17 protein-coding genes, 1 rRNA gene and 1 other RNA gene are annotated in these 21,033 nt (G+C 63.9%); all 19 read left to right on the forward strand.

Annotated features, from left to right (window positions below; translation table 11 throughout):
- Positions 1-27 precede the first annotated feature (27 nt).
- The 19 genes from rrf (at position 28) to CZ375_RS00140 (ending at position 21,027) form a co-directional block, all read left to right on the forward strand.
- Positions 28-142, forward strand: a 5S ribosomal RNA gene (gene rrf, locus CZ375_RS00045).
- 409 nt (positions 143-551) lie between these two features.
- Positions 552-3,425, forward strand: coding sequence for an AfsR/SARP family transcriptional regulator (locus tag CZ375_RS00050; protein WP_077597317.1), 2,874 nt, complete (start codon positions 552-554; stop codon positions 3,423-3,425).
- Positions 3,426-3,573: 148 nt separating this feature from the next.
- Positions 3,574-6,318 (forward strand): preprotein translocase subunit SecA, encoded by a 2,745-nt coding sequence (secA, locus tag CZ375_RS00055; RefSeq protein ID WP_077597318.1) that lies wholly within the window; start codon positions 3,574-3,576, stop codon positions 6,316-6,318.
- 2 nt (positions 6,319-6,320) lie between these two features.
- Positions 6,321-7,430, forward strand: coding sequence for a peptide chain release factor 2 (prfB, locus tag CZ375_RS00060; protein ID WP_077597319.1), 1,110 nt, complete (start codon positions 6,321-6,323; stop codon positions 7,428-7,430).
- A 2-nt stretch (positions 7,431-7,432) separates the two neighbouring features.
- Entirely contained in the window at positions 7,433-8,314 is an 882-nt protein-coding gene (locus tag CZ375_RS00065) for a YitT family protein (RefSeq protein WP_077597320.1), read from the forward strand.
- A gap of 126 nt (positions 8,315-8,440) precedes the next feature.
- Positions 8,441-9,568, forward strand: a complete 1,128-nt coding sequence (ftsE, locus tag CZ375_RS00070) for a cell division ATP-binding protein FtsE (RefSeq protein ID WP_097677362.1) — start codon at positions 8,441-8,443, stop codon at positions 9,566-9,568.
- Positions 9,555-10,481, forward strand: coding sequence for a permease-like cell division protein FtsX (gene ftsX, locus CZ375_RS00075; protein WP_077597321.1), 927 nt, complete (start codon positions 9,555-9,557; stop codon positions 10,479-10,481). The genes ftsE and ftsX overlap by 14 nt, the downstream gene beginning before the upstream one ends.
- 94 nt (positions 10,482-10,575) lie before the next feature.
- Positions 10,576-12,597: a ribonuclease R family protein gene (locus tag CZ375_RS00080; protein ID WP_077597322.1), complete on the forward strand. Its 2,022-nt coding sequence runs from the start codon at positions 10,576-10,578 to the stop codon at positions 12,595-12,597.
- A 72-nt stretch (positions 12,598-12,669) separates the two neighbouring features.
- Positions 12,670-13,524 carry a hypothetical protein gene (locus CZ375_RS00085; RefSeq protein ID WP_097677363.1) on the forward strand — a complete coding sequence of 285 codons (855 nt, stop codon included), beginning with the start codon at positions 12,670-12,672 and terminating at the stop codon, positions 13,522-13,524.
- On the forward strand, positions 13,508-13,987 hold the full coding sequence (smpB, locus tag CZ375_RS00090) for an SsrA-binding protein SmpB (protein ID WP_077597323.1): 480 nt from the start codon (positions 13,508-13,510) through the stop codon (positions 13,985-13,987). The genes CZ375_RS00085 and smpB overlap by 17 nt, the downstream gene beginning before the upstream one ends.
- A 135-nt stretch (positions 13,988-14,122) precedes the next feature.
- Complete coding sequence (locus CZ375_RS00095) at positions 14,123-14,263, forward strand: rubredoxin-like domain-containing protein (RefSeq protein ID WP_077597324.1); 141 nt, start codon at positions 14,123-14,125, stop codon at positions 14,261-14,263.
- 135 nt (positions 14,264-14,398) lie between these two features.
- Positions 14,399-15,118 (forward strand): YoaK family protein, encoded by a 720-nt coding sequence (locus tag CZ375_RS00100; RefSeq protein WP_077597325.1) that lies wholly within the window; start codon positions 14,399-14,401, stop codon positions 15,116-15,118.
- A 67-nt stretch (positions 15,119-15,185) separates the two neighbouring features.
- Positions 15,186-15,550: a transfer-messenger RNA gene (gene ssrA / locus CZ375_RS00105) on the forward strand.
- Between the two features lie 893 nt (positions 15,551-16,443).
- A complete protein-coding gene (locus CZ375_RS00115; RefSeq protein ID WP_077597327.1) occupies positions 16,444-17,022 on the forward strand; it encodes a zinc-binding metallopeptidase family protein in 579 nt (192 codons plus the stop codon).
- An 88-nt stretch (positions 17,023-17,110) separates the two neighbouring features.
- Complete coding sequence (locus CZ375_RS00120; RefSeq protein ID WP_077597328.1) at positions 17,111-18,022, forward strand: patatin-like phospholipase family protein; 912 nt, start codon at positions 17,111-17,113, stop codon at positions 18,020-18,022.
- 153 nt (positions 18,023-18,175) lie between these two features.
- Complete coding sequence (gene rplM / locus CZ375_RS00125) at positions 18,176-18,616, forward strand: 50S ribosomal protein L13 (RefSeq protein WP_077597329.1); 441 nt, start codon at positions 18,176-18,178, stop codon at positions 18,614-18,616.
- Positions 18,617-18,619: 3 nt separating this feature from the next.
- Positions 18,620-19,015, forward strand: a complete 396-nt coding sequence (gene rpsI, locus CZ375_RS00130; protein ID WP_077597330.1) for a 30S ribosomal protein S9 — start codon at positions 18,620-18,622, stop codon at positions 19,013-19,015.
- 195 nt (positions 19,016-19,210) lie between these two features.
- Entirely contained in the window at positions 19,211-20,251 is a 1,041-nt protein-coding gene (locus tag CZ375_RS00135) for a FecCD family ABC transporter permease (RefSeq protein WP_077597331.1), read from the forward strand.
- Positions 20,248-21,027: an ABC transporter ATP-binding protein gene (locus CZ375_RS00140; RefSeq protein WP_077597332.1), complete on the forward strand. Its 780-nt coding sequence runs from the start codon at positions 20,248-20,250 to the stop codon at positions 21,025-21,027. The genes CZ375_RS00135 and CZ375_RS00140 overlap by 4 nt, the downstream gene beginning before the upstream one ends.
- Positions 21,028-21,033 lie beyond the last annotated feature (6 nt).

Here is a 21,033-nt window from a genome sequence, read left to right on the forward strand (position 1 = left end):
GCCCCGGAGAGAGAACGCCCCTAGTTGGTCAGCGGCCATGGCAGGGGAGGCACACCCGGTCCCATTCCGAACCCGGAAGTTAAGCCCCCGAGCGCCGATGGTACTGCGGAGTAGTCCGTGGGAGAGCAGGACGCCGCTGACCAACCAGGGGCGTTTTCCGTTTCGGGATTGCTATTTGGCGGCATCTGGCCGCCAAGTTTCATTCCCCTATCTTTTCACAAGTGTCTTTCAGTTTTTTTCATCTAAAAACCTCCTAATTTTAGGAGGTTTTTCTTGCTGGCGTCTAACTTGCGATTAGCACAGTATTATTCAGCAACCGTTCATAGAAATATATCAAATGAGGCTCATTTTTTATTGAGCTTAGCTTATAAGTGTGCACAGGGTGGCCAGCCTAAGGACCTGCTGGGTGCATCTGCATACGGATGCCTGTTTTTGGAGACATGCGAATGGAAGCTGACACTTGTGCTCGATTCGATGGCCCTTGGTATTGCTCTTCTCCCACAATCGATGATGCCCGCAGCTCCATCGCTGCCATGCGCAAGCAGGGCAACGTGGGACAGATCGTGCTTTTATATGCGGAGTCTGGCCTTGGCAAAACCTGTCTCATGGACAGGCTGCTTCTCTCGGAAGCCCAGGCAGAGGCGGAGGTACGCAGGATAACTCTGAGCGACTCAGCTTCAGAGCCGCCTACGGGGAAGCTCTCTAGGCTCGCGCGCGAGGTCTTGTCCCTGGCCCGTCGCGACTCCCGCGTTGCCGTCGGCATTGATGACGTGCCCGCGGGGTCGGAGGATGTCGTCGAGCGGGAGGCTCGCTACATCCGCCGCATGGCTGCGGCCGGTGCCCTGGTGATCGTCTGCCTACTCCCCGAATCCGAGGGGCTTGTCGAGCTGCTGGGCGAGGCTATGGTCATTCGCAGCGAGGACTTCCTGCTGGGCGAGTCTTGCCCAGAAGATCCTCAAGGAGCGTGCGGGATTGTCAGCGCTTTCTCGCACGGTATTCCTGAGCTTGCGCTCTCCTCGTCGCGAGAGGAATCTCTTGGTGACATTGAGCTTCTTGATGACTCTGAGGCCCTCAGATATTCGATGGGCCTCTCGCGTGCGGTGCGTGGGCACCTTCGTGAGAGCCTGAGCGACGAGGAGCTGGCCCTCCGGCTTTCCATGGTGCTGCTAGGCTCTGGGGGAATTGACGATCTTGCCAAGGTCGCCCCGCGCGTAGATGATGATCTGCTGCATTGGCTTGAGGGGAGGGCGCCGTTCTTCGGCATTCGACTGAGCGATGACTCCTTTGAAGTGGCGGGCGTATGCCACGACATTCTCTTGAGGCGTTGCCTGGCTTCCGTGCGTGAGGCTGCTGCAAGGCACCAGAGCCTCGCCATCAGAGCCATGAGGGTGCTCTGCAAAAGGGCGAGCTTTGTGCGTGCTAGCTATGTCGCATCGCTGGTCTCCGGAGAGGGTGAGGCCGTTATGCATGAGCTGGTTTTGAGCAACGGCATCCACTTTCTCATGGCGGGAAAGGTTTCGCTGGTTGGCGAGGCCCTGAGACATATGCGGGAGCTGGGCATGGGCGATTGCGCCATGTCGGGCATTCTGAGACAGATGCTCAGGGAGTTCTCCGGACGCAGGGCTGAGCTGGAAGGGGGAAGGCGGGCGTGCGAGGGCCTGCGGGCGCTCCTGCCCGAGGAGCGAGAGGCGATATCGTTCCTTGGGGTGCAGGTGAGGCAGAGGGACCTCCTGTCTAAAGGCTCTTCGGGTGAGCCTGCGGGGGCGGGGACTCTGTCCGTGGAGCTGGCGCGAAATCCCTCCCTGCGACGCCTGCAGAAGCATCATCACGTGACCGAGCTGCTTGTGCAGGGGAAGTTTGCCAATGCGTTCGACCTGCTGCTCAATGACCCCGACCGCCTTTCCCCTCACGACCTGGGCTCAGCCTTCCTGTGCCTGGACTTTGTCTTCGTGGAGGCGATGATCTTGGAGAAGGGGGTCGCGGCGGAGAAGGGTGACGTTGCGCTTGCCCGAAGGCTGCTCGTCGAGTTTGGACCCGGCAGGCTGGGCCAATACTTCTGTGCCCTCGAGTCCATGGCGACCGTTTTGGCGGACGGCTCTTCCGTTATGGAGGATGCCGAGCAGATCGTGTCTCGAGCCTCCAGCTTTGGTGACACTACCCTGGAGGCGGCGCTGCTCCTGACGGCCGCCATCGCCGACCTTCGCTCCGATGCCCTCACGCGGGCACATGTCCGTGCGGGGCTCGCCCACGAACTCGCGGACGGTGCGGGCCTTGGATACCTCGCGTCTGCGGCGCTGTTCGTGGATGGGATGGCCCGTCATCGTCTGGGCGAGAGAATCAAGCTGCCCGAGAGGCAGGACATGCCTTCGGGAGCCCTCAGGGACCTCATGCGAATCCTCAGCGATGCCAGCGGTGGGAGGTTGGTGGCAAAGGCAGACCCAGAGGTCCTCTCCCGGCTGAACTTCCCGAGGGAGTATCTGTGGGCCCTGAGACTGCTCGTGGAGGACACGGGCGAGCTGGTGGGGACGATAAGGTCGTCTGTTCCCAGCGCGTGGCTGCAGCTGTTGCCGCGCTTCGCGGAGCTTGGCCCGCTGCCGCAGAAGGACCAGGACGTCTCGTGTGAGACGGGTCAGAAGAAGGCTGCGGGTGGTCGCATTCGCATTACTCTGTTGGGCGGCTTTGAGGTGGAGGTTGACGGCGAGGCGATCGATCCCGAAAAGCTCTTCTCGCGTCATGCCCGGGAGCTATTGGCCCTTCTGAGCCTCGTCCGGGGGCATAAGATGCTAAAGAGGGACGCGCTCCTTGCCATATGGGGAGACGTGGACTATCTGAGGGGCGTTCAGAGGCTCTACGAGTGCATCGCGGTCATTCGCAGGGTCCTAGATGTGAAGGCACACGGGATCGAGGTGATCAGAAGCAGCCGTCCTGAGGGCACCATCGAGCTGGATTCGCGCTACGTGAGCTGTGACGTGGATGCCTTTGAGGCCGAGGCGCTGGAGGCGCTTGGCCGCGAGAAGAGCGACCTAAGATCCATGGGGCACGCCTGCACGGCGCGCAAGCTCTATGGGACGGGGCCGGCCATCGTACTTGACGACATAACCGGCATTTCGCAGTCACGGGCCATCAGGCTCAGAGAGATCTACGTCACCGCGCTGGTGGCGGGAGCCTCGGCCGCCCTAAGGGAGGGAAAGCCGCACCTGTGTGCCCAGCTTTCCCAAGACGCCCTGCAGGAGGAGCCCAGAAGAGAAGATGCCATCATGTGCCTGGCGGAGGCCATGGGGCAGATGGGCAGAACCTCGGAGGTGCTTGCACTTCGCGAGCAGTATCGCCGGCGCACGTCCCGGACGGGTCGGGCGCGGTCTCAGAGCCTGGAGGAGGCGTTTGAGGATGCGCTCAGGAAATGTCAGGTTGATCTTGACTCCTAGCGCCTTGAAAAGCGCATGAGCTGCGGCGGGTGCGCTTTTCATGTTTGAGCATGTGGCCGTGTGGGCTGGCGGATGGCAATTGATAAAGTGAGGGATGTTAAATTCCCACGGGATAACTCTGCCGTGGTCAGCTACCAGAAGGAATGCCATGCCAAACCTCTTCTCGCGTCTCCTTTCCAGGGGCGCAGACAAGCAGCTCAAGGAATTCGAGAAGATCGTTCAGTCAATTAACGAGCTCTCGGATCAGTTCCAGCGGATGAGCGACGAGGAGCTTAGGTCTCAGACGCGAATCTTCAGGAGACGCCTTGAGCAGGGGGAGACCCTCGACGATCTCCTTCCCGAGGCCTTCGCCGCGGTTCGCGAGGCATCTAGTCGCGCGCTGGGCATGCGCCACTTCGACGTGCAGCTCATAGGAGGCATTGCGCTTCATAGGGGCATGATCGCCGAGATGAAGACCGGCGAGGGCAAGACGCTGGTCTCCACCCTTGCGGGCTACCTCAACGCACTTCCCGGCGAGGGAGTCCACATCGTCACGGTCAACGATTACCTTGCCAAGCGAGACAGCGAGTGGATGGGTGAGATCTACCGCCACCTGGGGCTGAGCGTGGGGCTGCTCCAGAACGGCATGAGGCCATCCCTCAAGAAGCCTGCCTATGCGGCAGACGTCACCTATGGCACCAACTCGGAGTTTGGCTTCGACTACCTGAGGGACAACATGGTGACGCGCGCGGACATGCGCGTCCAGCGTGGGCATCACTTTGCCATCGTCGATGAGGTTGACTCCATCCTCATCGACGAGGCGAGGACACCGCTCATCATCTCCGGCGCGGGCACCAAGTCTGCCAGCACCTACAAGGACTTCGCGCGCGCCGTTCGCGGCCTCACCCCCGAGGTTGACTTCGAGATGGACGAGGCGAAGCACACCATTGCCGCCACCGAGGCGGGCCTGCGCAAGATCGAGGCCGCGCTGGGCATGGAGGACCTCTATGCGGACCCATCCGGCCAGCTGGTGAACCACCTGCAGCAGGCCCTGAAGGCCCAGTACATGTTCCATCGCGACCAGCAGTACATGGTCATTGATGGCGAGGTCAAGATCGTCGATGAGTTCACGGGACGCGCCATGGAGGGCAGACGCTATTCCGAGGGCCTCCATCAGGCCATCGAGGCCAAAGAGGGCGTTCTCGTGCGCGAGGAGAACCAAACTCTGGCAACCATCACCCTGCAGAACTACTTCCGTCTCTATGACAAGCTCTCTGGCATGACGGGCACCGCCATGACCGAGGATGCCGAGTTCAGGGAGATCTACCACCTTCCCGTCCAGGCGATTCCCTCCAACAGGCCTGTCGCTCGCGTTGATCACGACGACCTCGTCTACCAGTCCATCGATGCCAAGTTCGCAGCTGTCGCGGCAGACGTTGCCACGCGCCACGCGCAGGGTCAGCCCATCTTGGTGGGCACCGTCTCCATCGAGAGCTCGGAGCGCCTGTCCAGGATTCTCAACAAGAGGGGCATCGCGCATAGCGTGCTGAACGCCAAGTTCCACGAGCGCGAGGCGCAGATCGTCGCACAGGCAGGGCGTGAGGGCGCCGTCACCATTGCAACCAACATGGCCGGACGAGGCACGGACATTCTCCTGGGAGGAAATCCCAAGGAGCTTGCCCGCGAGCTCATGGCCGAGCGCGGCATAGACCCCGATGAGGCAACGCAGGAGCAGCGCGCGGAGGCCCTTGCGCAGGCAGAGAAGACCTGCGCAACCGAGAAGGAGCATGTCCTTGCCGCTGGAGGACTCTGTGTGATCGGCACGGAGCGTCATGAGAGCCGACGCATCGACAACCAGCTGCGTGGCCGCTCTGGCCGTCAGGGCGACCCTGGAGAGACCCAGTTCTACCTCTCGCTGGACGATGACCTCATGAGGCTCTTTGGCGGAGACCGCATGGACCGCATCGCCTCCATGATGGCGAAGTACGACATGCCGGCAGACGTGCCCATCCAGGCGAAGATGGTCACCAAGGCGGTGGAGAGCGCGCAGCGCAAGGTCGAGGAGATCAACTTCTCCATGCGCAAGAACGTCCTCGACTACGACGATGTCATGAACAAGCAGCGCCAGGTCATCTACGAGGAGCGCAACAAGATTCTGGATGGCAAGGACCTGGTTGAGCACGTCAGCGAGGTCACGTTCGACACCGTTCAGCGCAGGGTTGCCGAGTTCTGCCCCGAAGGCGTCAGCTTCTCGAACTGGGACGTCGACGGCCTGCGCAAGTGGGTTGGCGAGCTCTCTGGGCGCGATGACCTCCCCGAGGTCAAGGACGACAGCGACCAGGGCGACGTCACCGACCTGGTGAATAATTTTGTGGACGCCTGCTACGCCCAGAAGTCCGAGCGTCTCTCGGACGAGATCATGCACGCTCTCTCCGCCCAGGTCATGCTGCGCGTCATAGACACGCGCTGGATGGCATACCTGCAGGAGATGGACTATCTCAAGACGGGCATCGGTTTGCGTGGTTTTGGCCAGCGCGACCCCCTGGTGGAGTACAAGACCGAGGCATATTCCGCCTTTACCGAGCTTGTGAACACCATGTACGAGGACTTCCTGCGCACCATCCTGCGTATCGAGCTTGCCCCGCAGGCTCAGGCGCGCGCGGTTGCCGAGGAGCCCGAGGAGCTTCGGGGAGCCAAGTTCTCTGGCCCGGCCGAGGTGGACGGCGACCGAGGCGCGCACATGAACCCCATGCGCTCTGCCGCCGCGGGGTCTGGCAAGGCCCCTGCGCCTTCGAAGCCCATCACCTACACCAAGTCGGATGACCCCGATCCCTATGTGGGTGTGGGCCGCAACTACCCCTGCCCCTGTGGCAGCGGGAAGAAATTCAAGAACTGCCACGGCAGGAATCGATAGGCATGGCAGACATAAGCCGCTCCGACATCGAGGCGCTCGCCGAGCGCCTCGATGAGGTTGAGAGCTACCTGCACATTTCTGACAGGCGCGCCGAGGTGGAAGAGCTGGAGCGGGCAGGAGCGCGCCCGGGCTTCTGGGATGATGCCGAGGCCGCAAGCAAGACCATGGCACGTCTCACCCGTGCCAAGGAGGACGTTGCCGGCATGGAGGCCGCCCGCTCCGACCTGGGGGACGTGGAGGCAGCGTTCGAGCTGGCCGAGGAGCTGGAGGACGATCAGCTCTACGGGGAGGCCCTTGAGCTCTTTCATGCGCTAGAGGAGCGCCTCTCGGAGCTTGAGCTTGCCAGCTGGTTCACGGAAGATCTTGATCACGGAGACGCAATAGTCACCATAACGCCGGGTCAGGGTGGCCTTGAGGCGCAGGACTGGTGCGGCATGCTCTTTCGCATGTACCTCTCGTACTGCGAGCGCCGCGGCTGGAAGGCAACGATAAACGACGCCCCTCCCGCCGAGGTGATCGGTCTGGACCGGGCGACCTTCACCGTGTCAGGGAAGAACGCATACGGCATGCTTCGCGCGGAGCAGGGCGTGCATCGCCTGGTGCGCATTTCCCCGACGGATGCCAAGAAGCGCCGCCAGACCACCTTTGCGGGGGTGGAGGTGCTCCCCGTCCTGCCGGATGACGTCGAGGTGGACATTGACCCCAATGACCTGCGCATAGACGTGTATCACGCGTCGGGCCACGGTGGGCAGGGCGTGAACACCACGGATTCTGCGGTACGCATTACCCACCTGCCGACGGGCACGGTTGTCACCTGCCAGAACGAGCGCAGCCAGCTGCAGAACAAGGCCTTCGCCATGAACATCCTGCGCAGCCGCCTGTACGAGAGGGAGCTTGCCCGCCGGGCGGCGGAGCTGGACGAGCTCAGGGGGCCCAAGCACGAGATCGGCTTTGGCAACCAGATCAGGAGCTATGTGCTCTACCCATACCAGATGGTGAAGGACCTCAGGACGGGCATGGAGACCGGCAACGTGGACTCGGTCCTCTCGGATGGCGACCTGGACAAGTTCGTGGTGGGCTACCACCGCTGGATGTTGGGGGAGGAAGGGTAGGGATGGCGCATCGCAAGCACTGGCGCGAGCTTCTGCGCGAGGGATTCCTCATTCTCTCCGGGTCGCTCATCTACGCGATTGGCATCGACTGCTTCGAGCTTCCCAACGGCCTCGCCGCAGGTGGTCTGACCGGTCTGGCGACCATCGTCGAGGCGCTTGCGCGCGAGATGGGCATCGCTGCGCCCGTTGGCGCCCAGACGATCATCATGAACGGCGCCCTGCTTCTGTACGTCTACCTCACCACCAAGGACAGGGGCTATGTCGCCCAGAGCATAGTGGGCATTCTGGCCTCGGGCTTCTTCGTGGATGCCCTTGCGCCCGTGCTGCCGGTGCCTGCCCAGGGGGAGCTGCTGCTCTCTGCCATCTGGGGCGGTGTGCTGGTTGGCGTTGGCATTGGCGTGGTGTTCCTCTCGGGCGGGAACACCGGAGGCACAGACATCGTGGGGCAGCTGCTGGCCCGGCGAACGGGCCTTCCTGTGGGGCTGCTCTGCGTGCTCGCGGACGGTGCCATAGTGCTTCTCTCCATACCGGTGTTCTCCCTGCGCAATGCCCTCTACGCGGGAATTGCCATGTATGTGAGCGGCGTGGTCATAGACATGGTGCTGGACGGTCCGCGCACGGCCCGCATCGTCTACGTCATATCGCAGAAGCACGAGGAGATTGCCGACAAGGTCCTGTATGACCTTGGCCGCGGCTGCACCGAGCTGCAGGCACGTGGCGTATGGAGCGGAAACAGCCGTCCCGTGCTCATGTGTGTCCTCGGCCGCTCCGAGACCATGCGCCTCAAGGGGATTGTGGCTCAGATGGATCCAGACGCCATCGTCATAGTCTCGGAGGCGCACGAGGCCTTTGGAGAGGGATTCATGCAGATAGACCCCTCCTAGCTGGGTTTCGGCGTCCATCGCAATGCTTTCTCTGTGCGAGGGGCCACGCTCGTCGGCACCTCGTCCCAACGTTGGTAAAATGACCCGATGTATCTGTCCGTTTCGCGATGCAGCAAAGGAGCTCTTGTGGCCAACCACTTCCGCAAAAGCGAGCGACAGGGGGATGAGGAGCACGCCTCCCAGGAGGCGGCCCCTCAGGAAATCTCTCAGAACGATTCAGGCGGCGTCTCTGAGGCCGAGCTGGAGGAGGCCATGCAGGCCATCTCCTTCTCTGCCGCTCAGCGCGCGCCGGAAGCGACCGTTGAGAAGGCGAGGGACCTTGCCTCGGCAGAGCCTGCGCTCAAGGAGGTGCTCCCTGGCGTTGATCCTGCCGCTGTCCAGGCCTTCCAGCCAGACCAGCCCCTCATGGGGGAGCAGCACCGGGACATGGCTCCCGCGGCGATTGCGGCGAGCGAGGACAAGGGCCTGGACGTGACCTCGCAGCCGGGCTTCACCAGCGTGTTCGCGCCGCTCGAGAGTGGCAACGGCCCCGTGGTCCCACACACGGGCACCCCGACCATCTCGCTCAAGAACGCCACCCTGGTCTATCCGGCGCAGCCCAACAAGCCCGCCCTGGAGGACGTGAGCCTGGACATCTATCCCGGCGAGTTCGTCTTTGTCGTGGGACACTCCGGCTCTGGCAAGTCAACCTTCCTCAAGCTTCTCACGCGCGAGCTTCGGGCCACCAGTGGCAAGGTCATGGTGGCCGGCCAGGAGCTCACCCGCCTCAAGAACCGCAAGGTACCCTACCTGCGAAGGCAGATAGGAACCGTCTACCAGGACTTCAAGCTTCTGCCCGACAAGACGGTCTATGAGAACGTGGCCTTCGCGCTCGAGTGCATCGGCAAGCCCCGCTCCGTCATCAAGGCCCAGGTGCCCGAGGTCCTGCGTCTGGTTGGCCTGGCGGAGAAGATGGACAACTACCCCGACCAGCTCTCTGGCGGCGAGCAGCAGCGCGTCTCGGTGGCGCGCGCCATGGTCAACCGCCCGCCCCTTCTGGTGTGCGACGAGCCTACGGGCAACCTCGACCCCGCCATCTCGCTGGGCATCATGAAGCTGCTTGACCGAATCAACCGTACCGGTACCACGGTGGTCATGGCCACCCACGACCGCGAGATGGTCGACTCCATGCGCAAGCGCGTCGTCGCCCTCGAGGCCGGTCATATCGTGCGTGATCAGGAGAGGGGAGGGTACGGTTTCTATGGGGCTCTCTAATCTCGGCTACTCGCTTCGCGAGGCAATCAGACACTTCAGGCGCAACTGGTCTACCGTCCTCGGCGCCATCGTCACCATCTTTCTGTCGCTCTTCGTGATAGGTCTCTTCGTCTTGGGGTCCGTGCTGCTGGGCAACCTCGTTGGCAGCGTGGAGGACCAGGTCACCATCCAGGCATTCCTTTCGGACAACGCCAGCAAGGACGATGCCATGGCGCTCGCCTCGCAGGTCAAGGGCTGGGAGTATGTCCAGGACGTGACCTACAAGAGCAAGGATCAGGCCCTTGAGGAGTACCGCCAGACCATGAGCAACCGCAATGCGTCCGACGCCGTGGCTGCCCTCGACGGCGAGAACCCCCTGCCCGCCTCCCTGGTGATCAGCCTCTCGGACCCCAAGCAGGTCGAGTCCGTGGCAAACAAGCTGGTGGACAACGCCAGCTTCAAAGGCATCGCGGACGATTCCGGAGACGCGTCCTCATCGGTCCAGTATGGGCGCGAGACGGTCCAGCGCCTGTTCAGCGTCACCTATTACCTGCGTGTGGGCACCGTCGTGCTGGTGGTCCTGCTTGCGTTCATCGCCTTCGTGTTCATCAACAACACCATCAGGCTGGCCATCTCGGCTCGTCGCCGCGAGATTGCGATCATGCGCCTGGTTGGCGCCTCCAACGGCTTCATCCGCGGGCCTTTCCTGACCGAGGGCATGCTCGAGGCGCTTATCGGCTCGCTGTTCTCCATTGCCGTCCTGCACGCGGGCATCAGCGTCGTGCTTCCGCGCCTGCAGAACAGCCTGCAGTTCCTCTCGTTCGACATCCCCTTGCCAACGCTGGGGATCACCTACCTCTCCCTGGTGGTCATTGGCTGCCTGCTGGGCCTCTTCGGCTCCGCCATCGCCATGCGCCGTTACCTGAGGGTGTAGCCGCGAGGGCGGGCTGATCAAGATCAGGTGGGGCGGCGCGGCCACGTAAGGCTGCGCCGCCCTTTTTCTCAGGCACGTACGAGAGGGGCGGCAGATGGGAAGGACGCGCAGGGGCAGCTACGGGCGGGGTCCGAGGGGACGCCGCGGCGGCGTGCAGGTTCACGTGGGGGTGCTGCGCGTGATCAGGCCTGGGAATGCCGTTGTGGAGACCGACGAGGGCAGCTTCCCCGTGGCGAAGGGTGGCATACGTGAGGCCATGAGCGGCGACGAGGTGCGCGTGAGCCTGGTGAGGCGCGGCGGGCAGGATAAGCTCGCCGTTGTTCAGGGCGTCATCCAGCGGGCGAGCGTCGACTTCCTGGGCGTCTATCATGTGCTGGATCCACTGGGCGTTGTAGTTCCCCTGGACGAGAGGGTCAAACGGGACTTCTTCGTTCTCCCGGAGGACAAAAGCCCACAAATGCTGGGCGTGCGGGACGGTGACGTGGTCCTTGCCCGCATAGTGGAGTATCCGCAGCGCCACAGCGCCGGCGTGGTGACTCTGGACAGGCGAGTCGGTGGCAAGGACAAGATCGACGTGAACATCGAGTCCGTCCTTGCGTCGTGGGGCCTTGCGGGAGGATTCTCGCCCGCGGCGCTTGCGGAGGCTGGCCGCATAAGGGTGGACGTCGATGCCGCCCTCACGGCTGGTTCGAGTCGCAAGGACCTCCGTGACCGCTGCTGCCTCACCATAGACCCCGCCGACGCAAGGGACTTCGACGACGCGGTGTTTGCCCGCGTCACGCCGGGGGGCTACGAGCTGGAGGTCCACATCGCGGACGTCTCCCACTACCTGCCATGGGACTCCTCGCTCGACCTGGAGGCACGAGCTCGCGGCTGCTCCGCCTATCTGGTGGACCGCGTTGTGCCCATGCTGCCCGACCAGCTCTGCAACGACGCCTGCTCCCTGCGTCCCGGCGAGGACAGGCTGGCCATGAGCGTGCTGGCGAGGCTTGACCGGAGAGGTCGGGTGAGGAGCTGCAGCGTCGTGCGCTCAGCCATTCGGTCTCGCGCCCGCCTCAGCTACGACGAGGTGGAGGCACTCATCCAGGGCGAGAGGCCTGCGGGGGAGCTGGGCGTGGCGGAAGGTTCCTCCGACGAGATCGCCGACGCCATACGCTCGCTCGACGCCCTTGCGTCCCTTCGAAGGACGCTTCGCGCCCAACGCGGCTCCATAGACTTCGAGACCAAGGAGGCTCGCGTTCGCCTGGACGAGAGGGGGCGGCCCACGGGCGTTGAGATTCGCGAGCGAACGAGGGCAACCTCGCTGGTGGAGGAGGCCATGCTCGTGGCAAACGAGTGCGTCGCGCGGCTGCTTGCCGAGGAGGACGTGCCCTGCGCATATCGCGTGCACGAAAGCCCCTTTCCGGACAGCCTGAGAAAGACCCTTCCGCTCCTACGTGAGCTCGAGCTGGTTGGGGGGCCGGAGGCGGAGGAGCTTGCCCTGGGCGATCCCAAGGCAACCCAGGCGCTGCTTGCGCGCGCGAGGGGCACCCGCAACGAGGCCCTGGTGAGCTCGCTTTTGCTCAGGGCGCAGAAGAGGGCGGTATACCTGCCGCAAAATCAGGGCCACTACGCGTTGGGCGCGAAGGCATACTGTCACTTCACCTCTCCCATCCGCAGGTATCCGGATGTGCTGGTGCATCGTGCGCTCAAGGCCAGGCTCGACGGCAAGCTGGATGGCAGGGAGCAGAGGGCAATACGCCGCCAGCTCCCCCAGCTTTGCCGCAGCTGCTCGGAGCGCGAGCGCGCGGCAGAGGGCGCGGCTCGTGCCAGCCAGAGGGTGAAGATGGCAGAGCTCTATCTGGGACGCGTCGGCGAGAGGTTCTCGGGGGTTGTGGTGGGGTGCGAGCGCTACGGGCTCTTCGTGATGCTGGACGAGAGCTGTGCGGAGGGGCTCCTGCCAACGCGTGCCATCGACGAAGGGTGGATGTCCTTCGACGAGGAGCGCCAGTGCCTTACGGGGGAGTCCGGCAGGGTATGGCAACTTGGTCAGCGCGTGGTTGTTGTGGTGACGGGGGCGAACCCTCCCCAGGGTCAGATAGACCTTGGCCTTCCTAAGCCAGGCCCGGCCACATAAGAATCGCTGTCGCGGGGTAGGCTAGACTGCATCTGAGAAAACGGCGCCTGGTGCGCCTCGAGAGGAGTCCTGTTGGACGCAACGAGCATGACTGACGAGCTGACGAGGGCGGAGGGCTATATGGTGCAGGGGCAGGACGAGGCTGCCCGGGACCTGCTCTCTCGCCTGGCGGAGGACGCAGAGGAGTATGTGGACAGGAATTGCCCCGTCACGGACGAGCTGCAGTGGTTCAGCTTCCCCACGCTCTTCGACCGCCTGGCCTACCGACGCGTGGAGAACGACCCGCGCGAGCTGCGCGATGTGGGGGAGCCTCTGGACAGGCTCTACGCGGACCTCGCCCTTGCCTGCGTGCACACGGGAGATTACGAGATGGCCGCCGCCTCCCTGAGGCAGGCGGTCCGCTGGAACCCCATGGCATGCGAGCACCGACTCAACCTAGCGGACCTCTGCCGCATTGCGGGAGACATGAACGAGTGCCTGGCCCTGACCTACTCGGTGTTCGAGCGCGCGAGTCAGCCAGGGCACCTTGCCCGTGCCTACGTGACCTTCTCGCAGTACTTCCAGGTCTCGAAGAAGCCCAAGGCGGCCGCAGCCGCCTTGCGTGCGGCGAGGCGGCTGGACGTAAATGAGTCCGCCCTGGCAGTTGCCCTTGATCAGGCGGCGGGCGGCGAGTGCGACCCGGACGGAGTGGGCGATGACGAGGTGGAGGGGCTGCTTGCCGCAGAGGGCCTTCCCGAGGGTGCGAACGCAGACCTTGCCATCTGCATGCTCATGTGCGCCGTGGACTACGCCCGGATGGGGCAGGGCGACGAGGCGACCAGGCTGACCCTGCGCGCGCGTGACCTTGTGGGCGAGCAGGCCGCCATGGCCCTCATGCAGCTTATCCGTTCGGACGAGGACGAGGTGGACGATGCCAACGCAAGCTAAGAAAGGAAAGAAGAGCATCTCGAAGAACCGCAGCGCCCATCACGACTATGAGATAGGCGAGACCTGGGAGGCGGGCATCGAGCTCACCGGCACCGAGGTGAAGAGCATCCGAGAGAGAGCGTGCCAGATCAGCGACTCGTTCTGCATCGTGAGGGGAGGGCAGCTCTTTCTGGTGGGAGTGCACATCCCCCCGTACTCCAACGGAGGCGTGTGGAACGTGGACCCGGACAGGAGGCGCCGCCTTTTGATGCACAGGCGCCAGATTCAGTTCATTGACCAGAGGCTGCATGTGAAGGGCAATGCCTTGGTGCCGCTCGAGCTCTACTTCGACGAGCACAACCGCGTGAAGCTTCGCGTTGGGCTGGGCAAGGGCAAGAAGCTCTACGACAAGAGGCATGACCTGGCCAAGCGCGACAGCGACCGAGAGATCCAGCGCGCGCTCAAGGAGCGGAGTCGCCTCTAGGAAAAAATGCCCTCGCGCTTCTGGCAAATCTCGTTGATGGGCCTGCTCATCTTGGGTACGCTAGCCTTGCCCGTGGGACACGTCCTGCCGCACGGGCCTCGCAAGGGGCGAATGTCAATAGAGAGAGGAACTCACATGGCTGACGAGAAGACCTACACGTTCAGGTGCACCGTTTGCGGCTACGAGGTTGAGGTTGAGACCCCCGAGCTGCCCGAGGACTTTGAGTGCCCCGTTTGTGGCGTTGGCGCCGACATGTTCGAGCTCGTGGAGGAGTAGCGCTCCAGACCACAGCTCGAGAGCTCTTGGGCGGCCGGGGTAACCCGGCCGCCTTTTGTGTGGGAGAGAAGGCTGCCGCCCGTTGGGCGTAGAATCGTCCATGCAGGGCAGGGCGCATCAGATTGGGGCATTCGCATGGCTCGAGCAAGGCAGACGTCGGAGTCTCTCGAGGTCGCTTTCGTGCTCGCGCTCTCAGGCGGGCTCATGGATGCCTACTCGTACCTCGCGCGTGGCAAGGTGTTCGCGAACGCGCAGACGGGCAACATGCTCCTCTTGGGAATTGCGCTGGCAGACGGAAGGCTCGACCAGGCGCTGCGCTACCTGCTGCCGGTCTTGTCCTTCGCGCTGGGGATCTCCGTGACGCAGGTTCTAAGCATGCGCCTCAAGGAGAGGCGGCTTCCGCTCATGTCCCATTGGCGTCAGATCGCCCTTCTGCTGGAGATCGTTCTCCTTGGTGTGGTCGCCTTCGTTCCCGAGGAGTCAAACGCACTGGCAAACACCCTTACCTCCCTCGCCTGCGGCATTCAGGTGCAAGCCTTCAGAAAGATTCACGGCAGGCCCTTTGCCACCACCATGTGTATCGGCAACCTGCGCAGCGGGACGCATGCCTTGATTGCCTACCTGCACGCGGGTCGGCTCGAGCAGCTAAGGTCGGCGGGCCTCTACTACGCAACCATAGGCAGCTTTGTGGTGGGCGCGATCGTTGGTGGGCGTCTGATAGAAAAAAGCGGCCTGTTGGCGATTCTGGGCTGCCCCGTGCTTCTGCTTGTTGCTCTTGGGCTTATGGGCATAGACCGAGAGAGGCGCGAGCGCCGTGGGCAGGCGATGGGCGAAGCCCAAAAGAGGGTATACTAGGCCTCAGCCAATCCGCTTGGCACGCAGCTTGACAGATCGCATGGTGGCCCACGGCCCCGCATCTCATGGGGGTGACTGGTTTCGACAGGGTGGGCCTGAGGTGGGCAGCAAGCCGTGGTCTCCTCGCCACGTTAAACAGGGGTACCGTCAAATTTAATTGACGACAACTCTTATCAGGGCTCTTACGCCCTCGCCGCTTAATTTAAAAGCAGCCGTCTAACCAGGGTTCTCTCCTGATCCTGGGGTGACGTCATCTTAGGGAGATGCTCCTTGGGACGTAGTTGGTATGCCTGAGGCCAAGCCTGAACCAACTGGGACGCAGATCGCGGGTCACGGGGTGTGACGCGTCTAAGACCTAACCGGTGACTGAGCTTGGAGACACCTGCCAGGGGTTTGCTTTGGACCGGAGTTCGATTCTCCGCACCTCCACCATAGGCGAACTAGGCGAACACCTCCGCGTGGTCGCTGTCAGACGAGCGTTCTTCCTGCTCGTCGGATAAGAGAGGGGGCCGTCCCGACCTGGGCGGCCCCCTCTTCCCTTTCCGCTATGCCTGCGGCATGATCTTCTGCCGGCCGCCTGCCTGTCGTACCACTCGGCCGCAAGGGAGGCGGCGGCGTCGTCGTAGCGCTGGATGACGCCTGACATGACGCCCCTCGCGTACTCGCGGCACTCGGCCACGCTCGCGGCGCGGCTCGTGGCCTTGGCGCGGTCGGAGCGCAGCCGCTGTATCTGGTCGTCGGAGAAGCCCAGCTCCTCCAGGGCCACGTCGGACTCGGCGAGCCAGGGCAGCGCCGAGATCATCTTGACCATCGCGTCTGACTGGCTTACGACGCTCGGCATTGCCGGGTTCCTGAACTTGGCCTGCACGGCCAGCTGCTCGCCCTCGACCGCCGCGTAGTCGGTTCCGCGCGAGGCCGCGAGGGCCATGAGGGCGACGTCGCGCAGAGCCTCGCCGTTGTCGGCGTTGAGGTTCTGCGCGTCGATGACGAGCGCCTCCTTGGCCGCGTAGATGGCTTCGGCGCTGGACGGGTTGTCGACCACCACCATCCCCTCCGCGACACGGTGCATGTGGTCGTCCCAGACGGCGGCGGCCGCGGTCGCCGGGTGCGCCGACACGATCACGGGCGGCTCGCCCTCCTCGCCCGCCGTGACGGTCAGGAAGGCGCAGCAGCACGTAAGCTCGCTCTTCACGGACTGGCGGCACAGGCGCTTCATCGAGTCCGCCGAGACGATGCGCGCGAGCTCGTCGGTCGCGCCCTCGTCGGCGGTCACGAAGCCGTCGAACTGCGAGCGGTTGGCCGGGGCACGCTGAGCGCCTTGGGGGGTGCTCTGTCGCTGCCTCCTTGCGAGCGGCGTGTGCAACCAGGCCGAGAGGCGCTGGCTTTGCCTCCAGACGATGATTCATGACATGTGGGATGGCTCGGCCCTGGGCGTGGATGCCACCGACGACGTGTTCGACCCGCTTACCATCATCAGCGGCACCATGCGGATGGAGGCGGGGCGCTTCGTCCAGACGATGGACGCCCGCTATCCCAAGTCCACGACGCCCGACCGGCTTGGCGAGCGCCTGCGCGCGATCTGCGAGGAGCATGGCGCGTGCTTCGTGGAGACGCACCGTGGAGGCTGCCTGTACGTGGACCCCTCCCGCCCCGAGCTCAGGGCGCTGCTCGAGAGCTATGCGGAGTGGACGGGCCAGGAGCCACATGCGGTTACCATGGGCGGCGGCACGTATGCGAAGCGCTTCCCCCTCGCGGTGGCGTTCGGCCCGGAGAACGGTCCGGATGACGTGGGCCTTCCGGATTGGGTCGGACCCATACACGGACCCAACGAGGCGGTGCGCGAGACCTCCCTCAGGCGGGCGCTTGCCATATACACCAGCGCGTTGGGGCGCCTGCTGGGCTAGCCGCCGGCCACCGGCCACGCCGGCGGCCCGACTCCGCTTGCCCTAGACTCGTTCTCGAGCGGGTCGGCAAGGGACGAAAGGCTGGGCCATGGCGCAGGGAAACGCGCTCGTGCTCGAGGGCGGGGGCTTCAGGGGCATGTTCACTTCGGGCGTGCTGGATGTCCTGCAGGAACACGGGCTCTATGACTTCGAGAGCGTCTGGGGGGTCTCTGCCGGGGCCCTGAACGCGGCATGCTTCAAGTCTCGCCAGATCGGCAGGGCGATGCGCATCATGCTGGCATACCGAGATGACCGACGATTCATGTCGTTCTGGTCCCTTGCCACCACGGGCGACCTTGCGGGCGGGGAGTTCATGTACGAGGAGATCCAGAACCATCTGGACCCCGGAGACAACCTGGCCTTCAACGAGAGTGACCTGCGCATGTTCGTCGTGGCCTCGGACGTGGTCTTTGGAACGCCGGCATACCTTGAGTGCAAGACCTTCCCCGAGGACGTCCGCAAGCTTCGCGCATCGGCGTCGCTGCCCCTGGTCTCGCAGATGGTGAACATCGAGGGGCATCGCTACCTGGACGGCGGCACCACAGATTCCATTCCTTTCGAGATGGCCTTGGGGACCAGTCCAACGCAGCTTCCCGGGGGGTACGTTCCTGCCAGACGCGCCCTGGTGGTCATCACGCAAGACCGAGCCTACGAGAAGGACGGATTCAACGAGAGGCTCTCCATCCGCTCCCATCGCTACGACGGGTATCCCTACTACCTCGACGCTCTGAAGACAAGGGCCGATCGCTACAACGCCCAGCGCGCACGCCTCTTCGACCTCGAGGGGCAGGCGGACAGCCCCGTTCTGGTCATCGCCCCCGAGAGGCCCGTGGAGGTTGCCACCAACGAGGGGCATGGTGGGAAGCTGCTGGACCTCTACCTGCAGGGCCGCAGGCAGGTGGAGGCACGTTTGGCGGAGATCGACGCCTTCCTTGCACAAGGTGGGGAAGGCTCCCTCTAGCGGCTCATCCATGAAGAATCGACGAATCCTGCCCCGAGGCAAAGAAGACGGCCATCGGAGCCACTTCTGCTGTATACTTTTAAGGCTTTTCCACTGAGCCCCGTAATCTCACAGGAAAAAGCGTTCCGTTTTAGAAGCATGTGGAGGAGTCAAGTGACTAAGTCGACTCATTACGCCAAGCCAGGCGAGGTTGAGCGCAACTGGGTGCTCATCGACGCCGATGGCGCCACCCTTGGTCGCCTTGCGACCAAGGCTGCCATGATCCTTCGTGGCAAGAACAAGCCCCAGTACACCCCTCACACTGACACCGGTGACTTCGTGGTAGTCATCAACGCCGACAAGGTCCAGCTTACCGGCGTTAAGGCTGACCACAAGTTCTACTGGCGTCACTCCGGCTACCTGGGCGGGCTCAAGATCGAGTCCTACAAGGAGGCCATGGCCAAGCACCCCGAGCGCGTTGTCGAGCACGCCATCAAGGGCATGCTCCCCAAGACCACCCTTGGTCGCAAGCAGGGCATGAAGCTCAAGGTGTACGCAGGTTCCGAGCACCCGCACGCCGCTCAGAACCCCACGCAGATCGATTGGAGGGCCTAACCGATGGCTGACAACACCGCTGTCTACACCGGCACCGGCCGTCGCAAGGAGGCCACCGCTCGCGTGCGCCTCGTTCCCGGCACCGGCAAGGTTACCGTCAACGGCCGTGACGCCGCCAACTACTTTGGCCGTCAGCAGCTCGTGGACAACGCAATCGCCCCCTTCCGCGTCACCGACACCGAGGGCCGCTTTGACGTCTTCGCCAACTGTGCCGGCGGCGGCATTAACGGCCAGTCCGGCGCCCTGCGCCTGGGCATCGCCCGCGCCCTCCTCGAGGCTGGCGAGTACCGCGCCGACCTCAAGAAGGCTGGCTTCCTGACCCGCGACGCCCGCGCCGTCGAGCGCAAGAAGTATGGCCTGAAGAAGGCCCGCAAGCGCCCACAGTTCTCCAAGCGCTAGTCTGCTTGCAGCTCCCTGCAACCTCAGGGGCCCGCTTCGGCGGGCCCTTTTTTTACTTACGCATGTATCCGGCCCCTACCGCTCAAGAAAAAAGTAAGGCGCTAAAACAATTCGGCAAGTCAGGCCCGCTTGCACCCGTCGGCGGTTCGCTATAGTCAATTGACTACAGCGATGCAGGGGAGGGGGGCGGACCGCATGGAGGATGTCTCCTGTGGCCACGGCGCAGAAGCCAGGGGGAGGCGGTATTCCCGGACCCTCCTGGTACTGGGCATGGGCGTTGCGGCCGTGGCAGTCCTCTCCCTGATGCTGGGGCGCTATCCCATGGGCGTGACCGACGTATTGGGCATGCTGGCCAGCCGCGTAGTGCCCGTGCAGGGTGGCTGGTCCGCCCAGCAGGAGTCCCTCTTCTTCAACGTGCGCCTGCCGCGCGTGGTCCTGGCGCTGATGGTGGGCTGCTCGCTCTCTGCTGCCGGCGCCGCCTTTCAGGGCGTCTTCCAGAACCCGTTGGTATCGCCTGACTTCCTGGGCGCCTCGCAGGGGGCGGCCCTGGGTGCCTGCGTGGCCATTCTCTTCTCCCTGGGGAGCCTGGCCACCTCGCTTGCCTCATTTGCGGTATCCATGGCATCGGTGGCCATAGTCCTTGCGGTGAGCACGCGTGCCAAGGGAAACAGGATACTCGCCACGGTTCTGGCGGGCGTCATGGTGAGCTCGCTCTTCCAGGCGGGCGTCTCGTACACCAAGCTGGTGGCAGACCCCAACGCACAGCTGCAGGCGATCACCTTCTGGCTCATGGGCTCATTGACCAGCGCGCGCTTCCGGGACATCGCCCTCATGGGCGTTCCGGCGGTCGTGGGAAACGTGGGGCTCTTCGTGCTGCGCTGGCACATCAACGTTCTCACCATGGGCGACGACGAGGCGTTGAGCCTGGGTGTTGACGCGCAGCGCGTCCGCGTGGCATGCATCTTCTGCGCCACCTTGGTGACTGCCGCCTGCGTTTCTGTCACGGGTATCATCGGCTGGGTGGGCCTTGTGGTGCCGCACCTCGCGCGCGGCCTGGTGGGCGTCGACTATCGTCGCCTGATCCCGGCGAGCATGGTCTTGGGCGCGGGCTTCCTCCTGGCGGTGGACGACGTGGCGCGCCTGGCGACCACCGCAGAGATTCCCATTGGCATCCTCACCGCCTTCGTGGGAGCGCCCTTCTTCGTGCGCCTGATCACCCGGGGGAGGCGTAGATGAGCATCGAGCTGCGCGACCTCTCCTTCTCCTTCGGGAACCGAAGGGTCCTCGACGGCCTCAGCTTCGAGGTGCCCGACGGCGGCATGGCCTGCGTCCTGGGGCCCAATGGCGTGGGCAAGACCACGCTCTTCCGCTGCATGCTTGGCCTCGCGCCCGGCTATCGGGGAGAGGTGCGCGTGAACGGGCATGACCTGAGGGACCTTTCGGTGCGCCGCCGTGCTCGGGAGATGGCCTACATTCCCCAGGCCCACGTCAACGTGTTCGACTACGAGGCAGTGGACATGGTGCTGATGGCTTGCGGAACGGGCCTTGGCATGCTCAGGTCTCCCGCCCGCCGTCACGAGGAGAGGGCGCTGGCGGCCCTCGAGCGCGTGGGCATCGCGGACCTGGCGCATCGCAGCGTGAACCGGCTCTCTGGTGGGCAGCTCCAGCTGGTGCTGGTGGCTCGGGCCATAGCGCAGAACTCTCGCGCCCTGGTGATGGACGAGCCAACCAGCGCGCTGGACTTCGCCAATGCCGACAGGGTCCTCGCCCTGGCGCGTGAGCTCGCCCGGGAGGGAAGGTCGGTCATCGTCTCCACGCACCGCCCCGAGCAGGCGTATCTCTACTTCGACCAGGTCATTGCCCTGGGTGAGAAGGGGGTCCTGGGATGCGGGACCCCCCAGGAGGTCATTACCGGCGAGTGCATGAGCAGGCTGTACGGCACGGATGTGACCGTGAGCCCGCTCTTCGACGATCGGGCGCGTTCCTGCGTGCCCAGCGCTCGTTTGGTCTAGCAAGGC

This window comes from Olsenella urininfantis (assembly GCF_900155635.1).
In the GTDB taxonomy this organism is placed as follows: domain Bacteria; phylum Actinomycetota; class Coriobacteriia; order Coriobacteriales; family Atopobiaceae; genus Olsenella_G; species Olsenella_G urininfantis.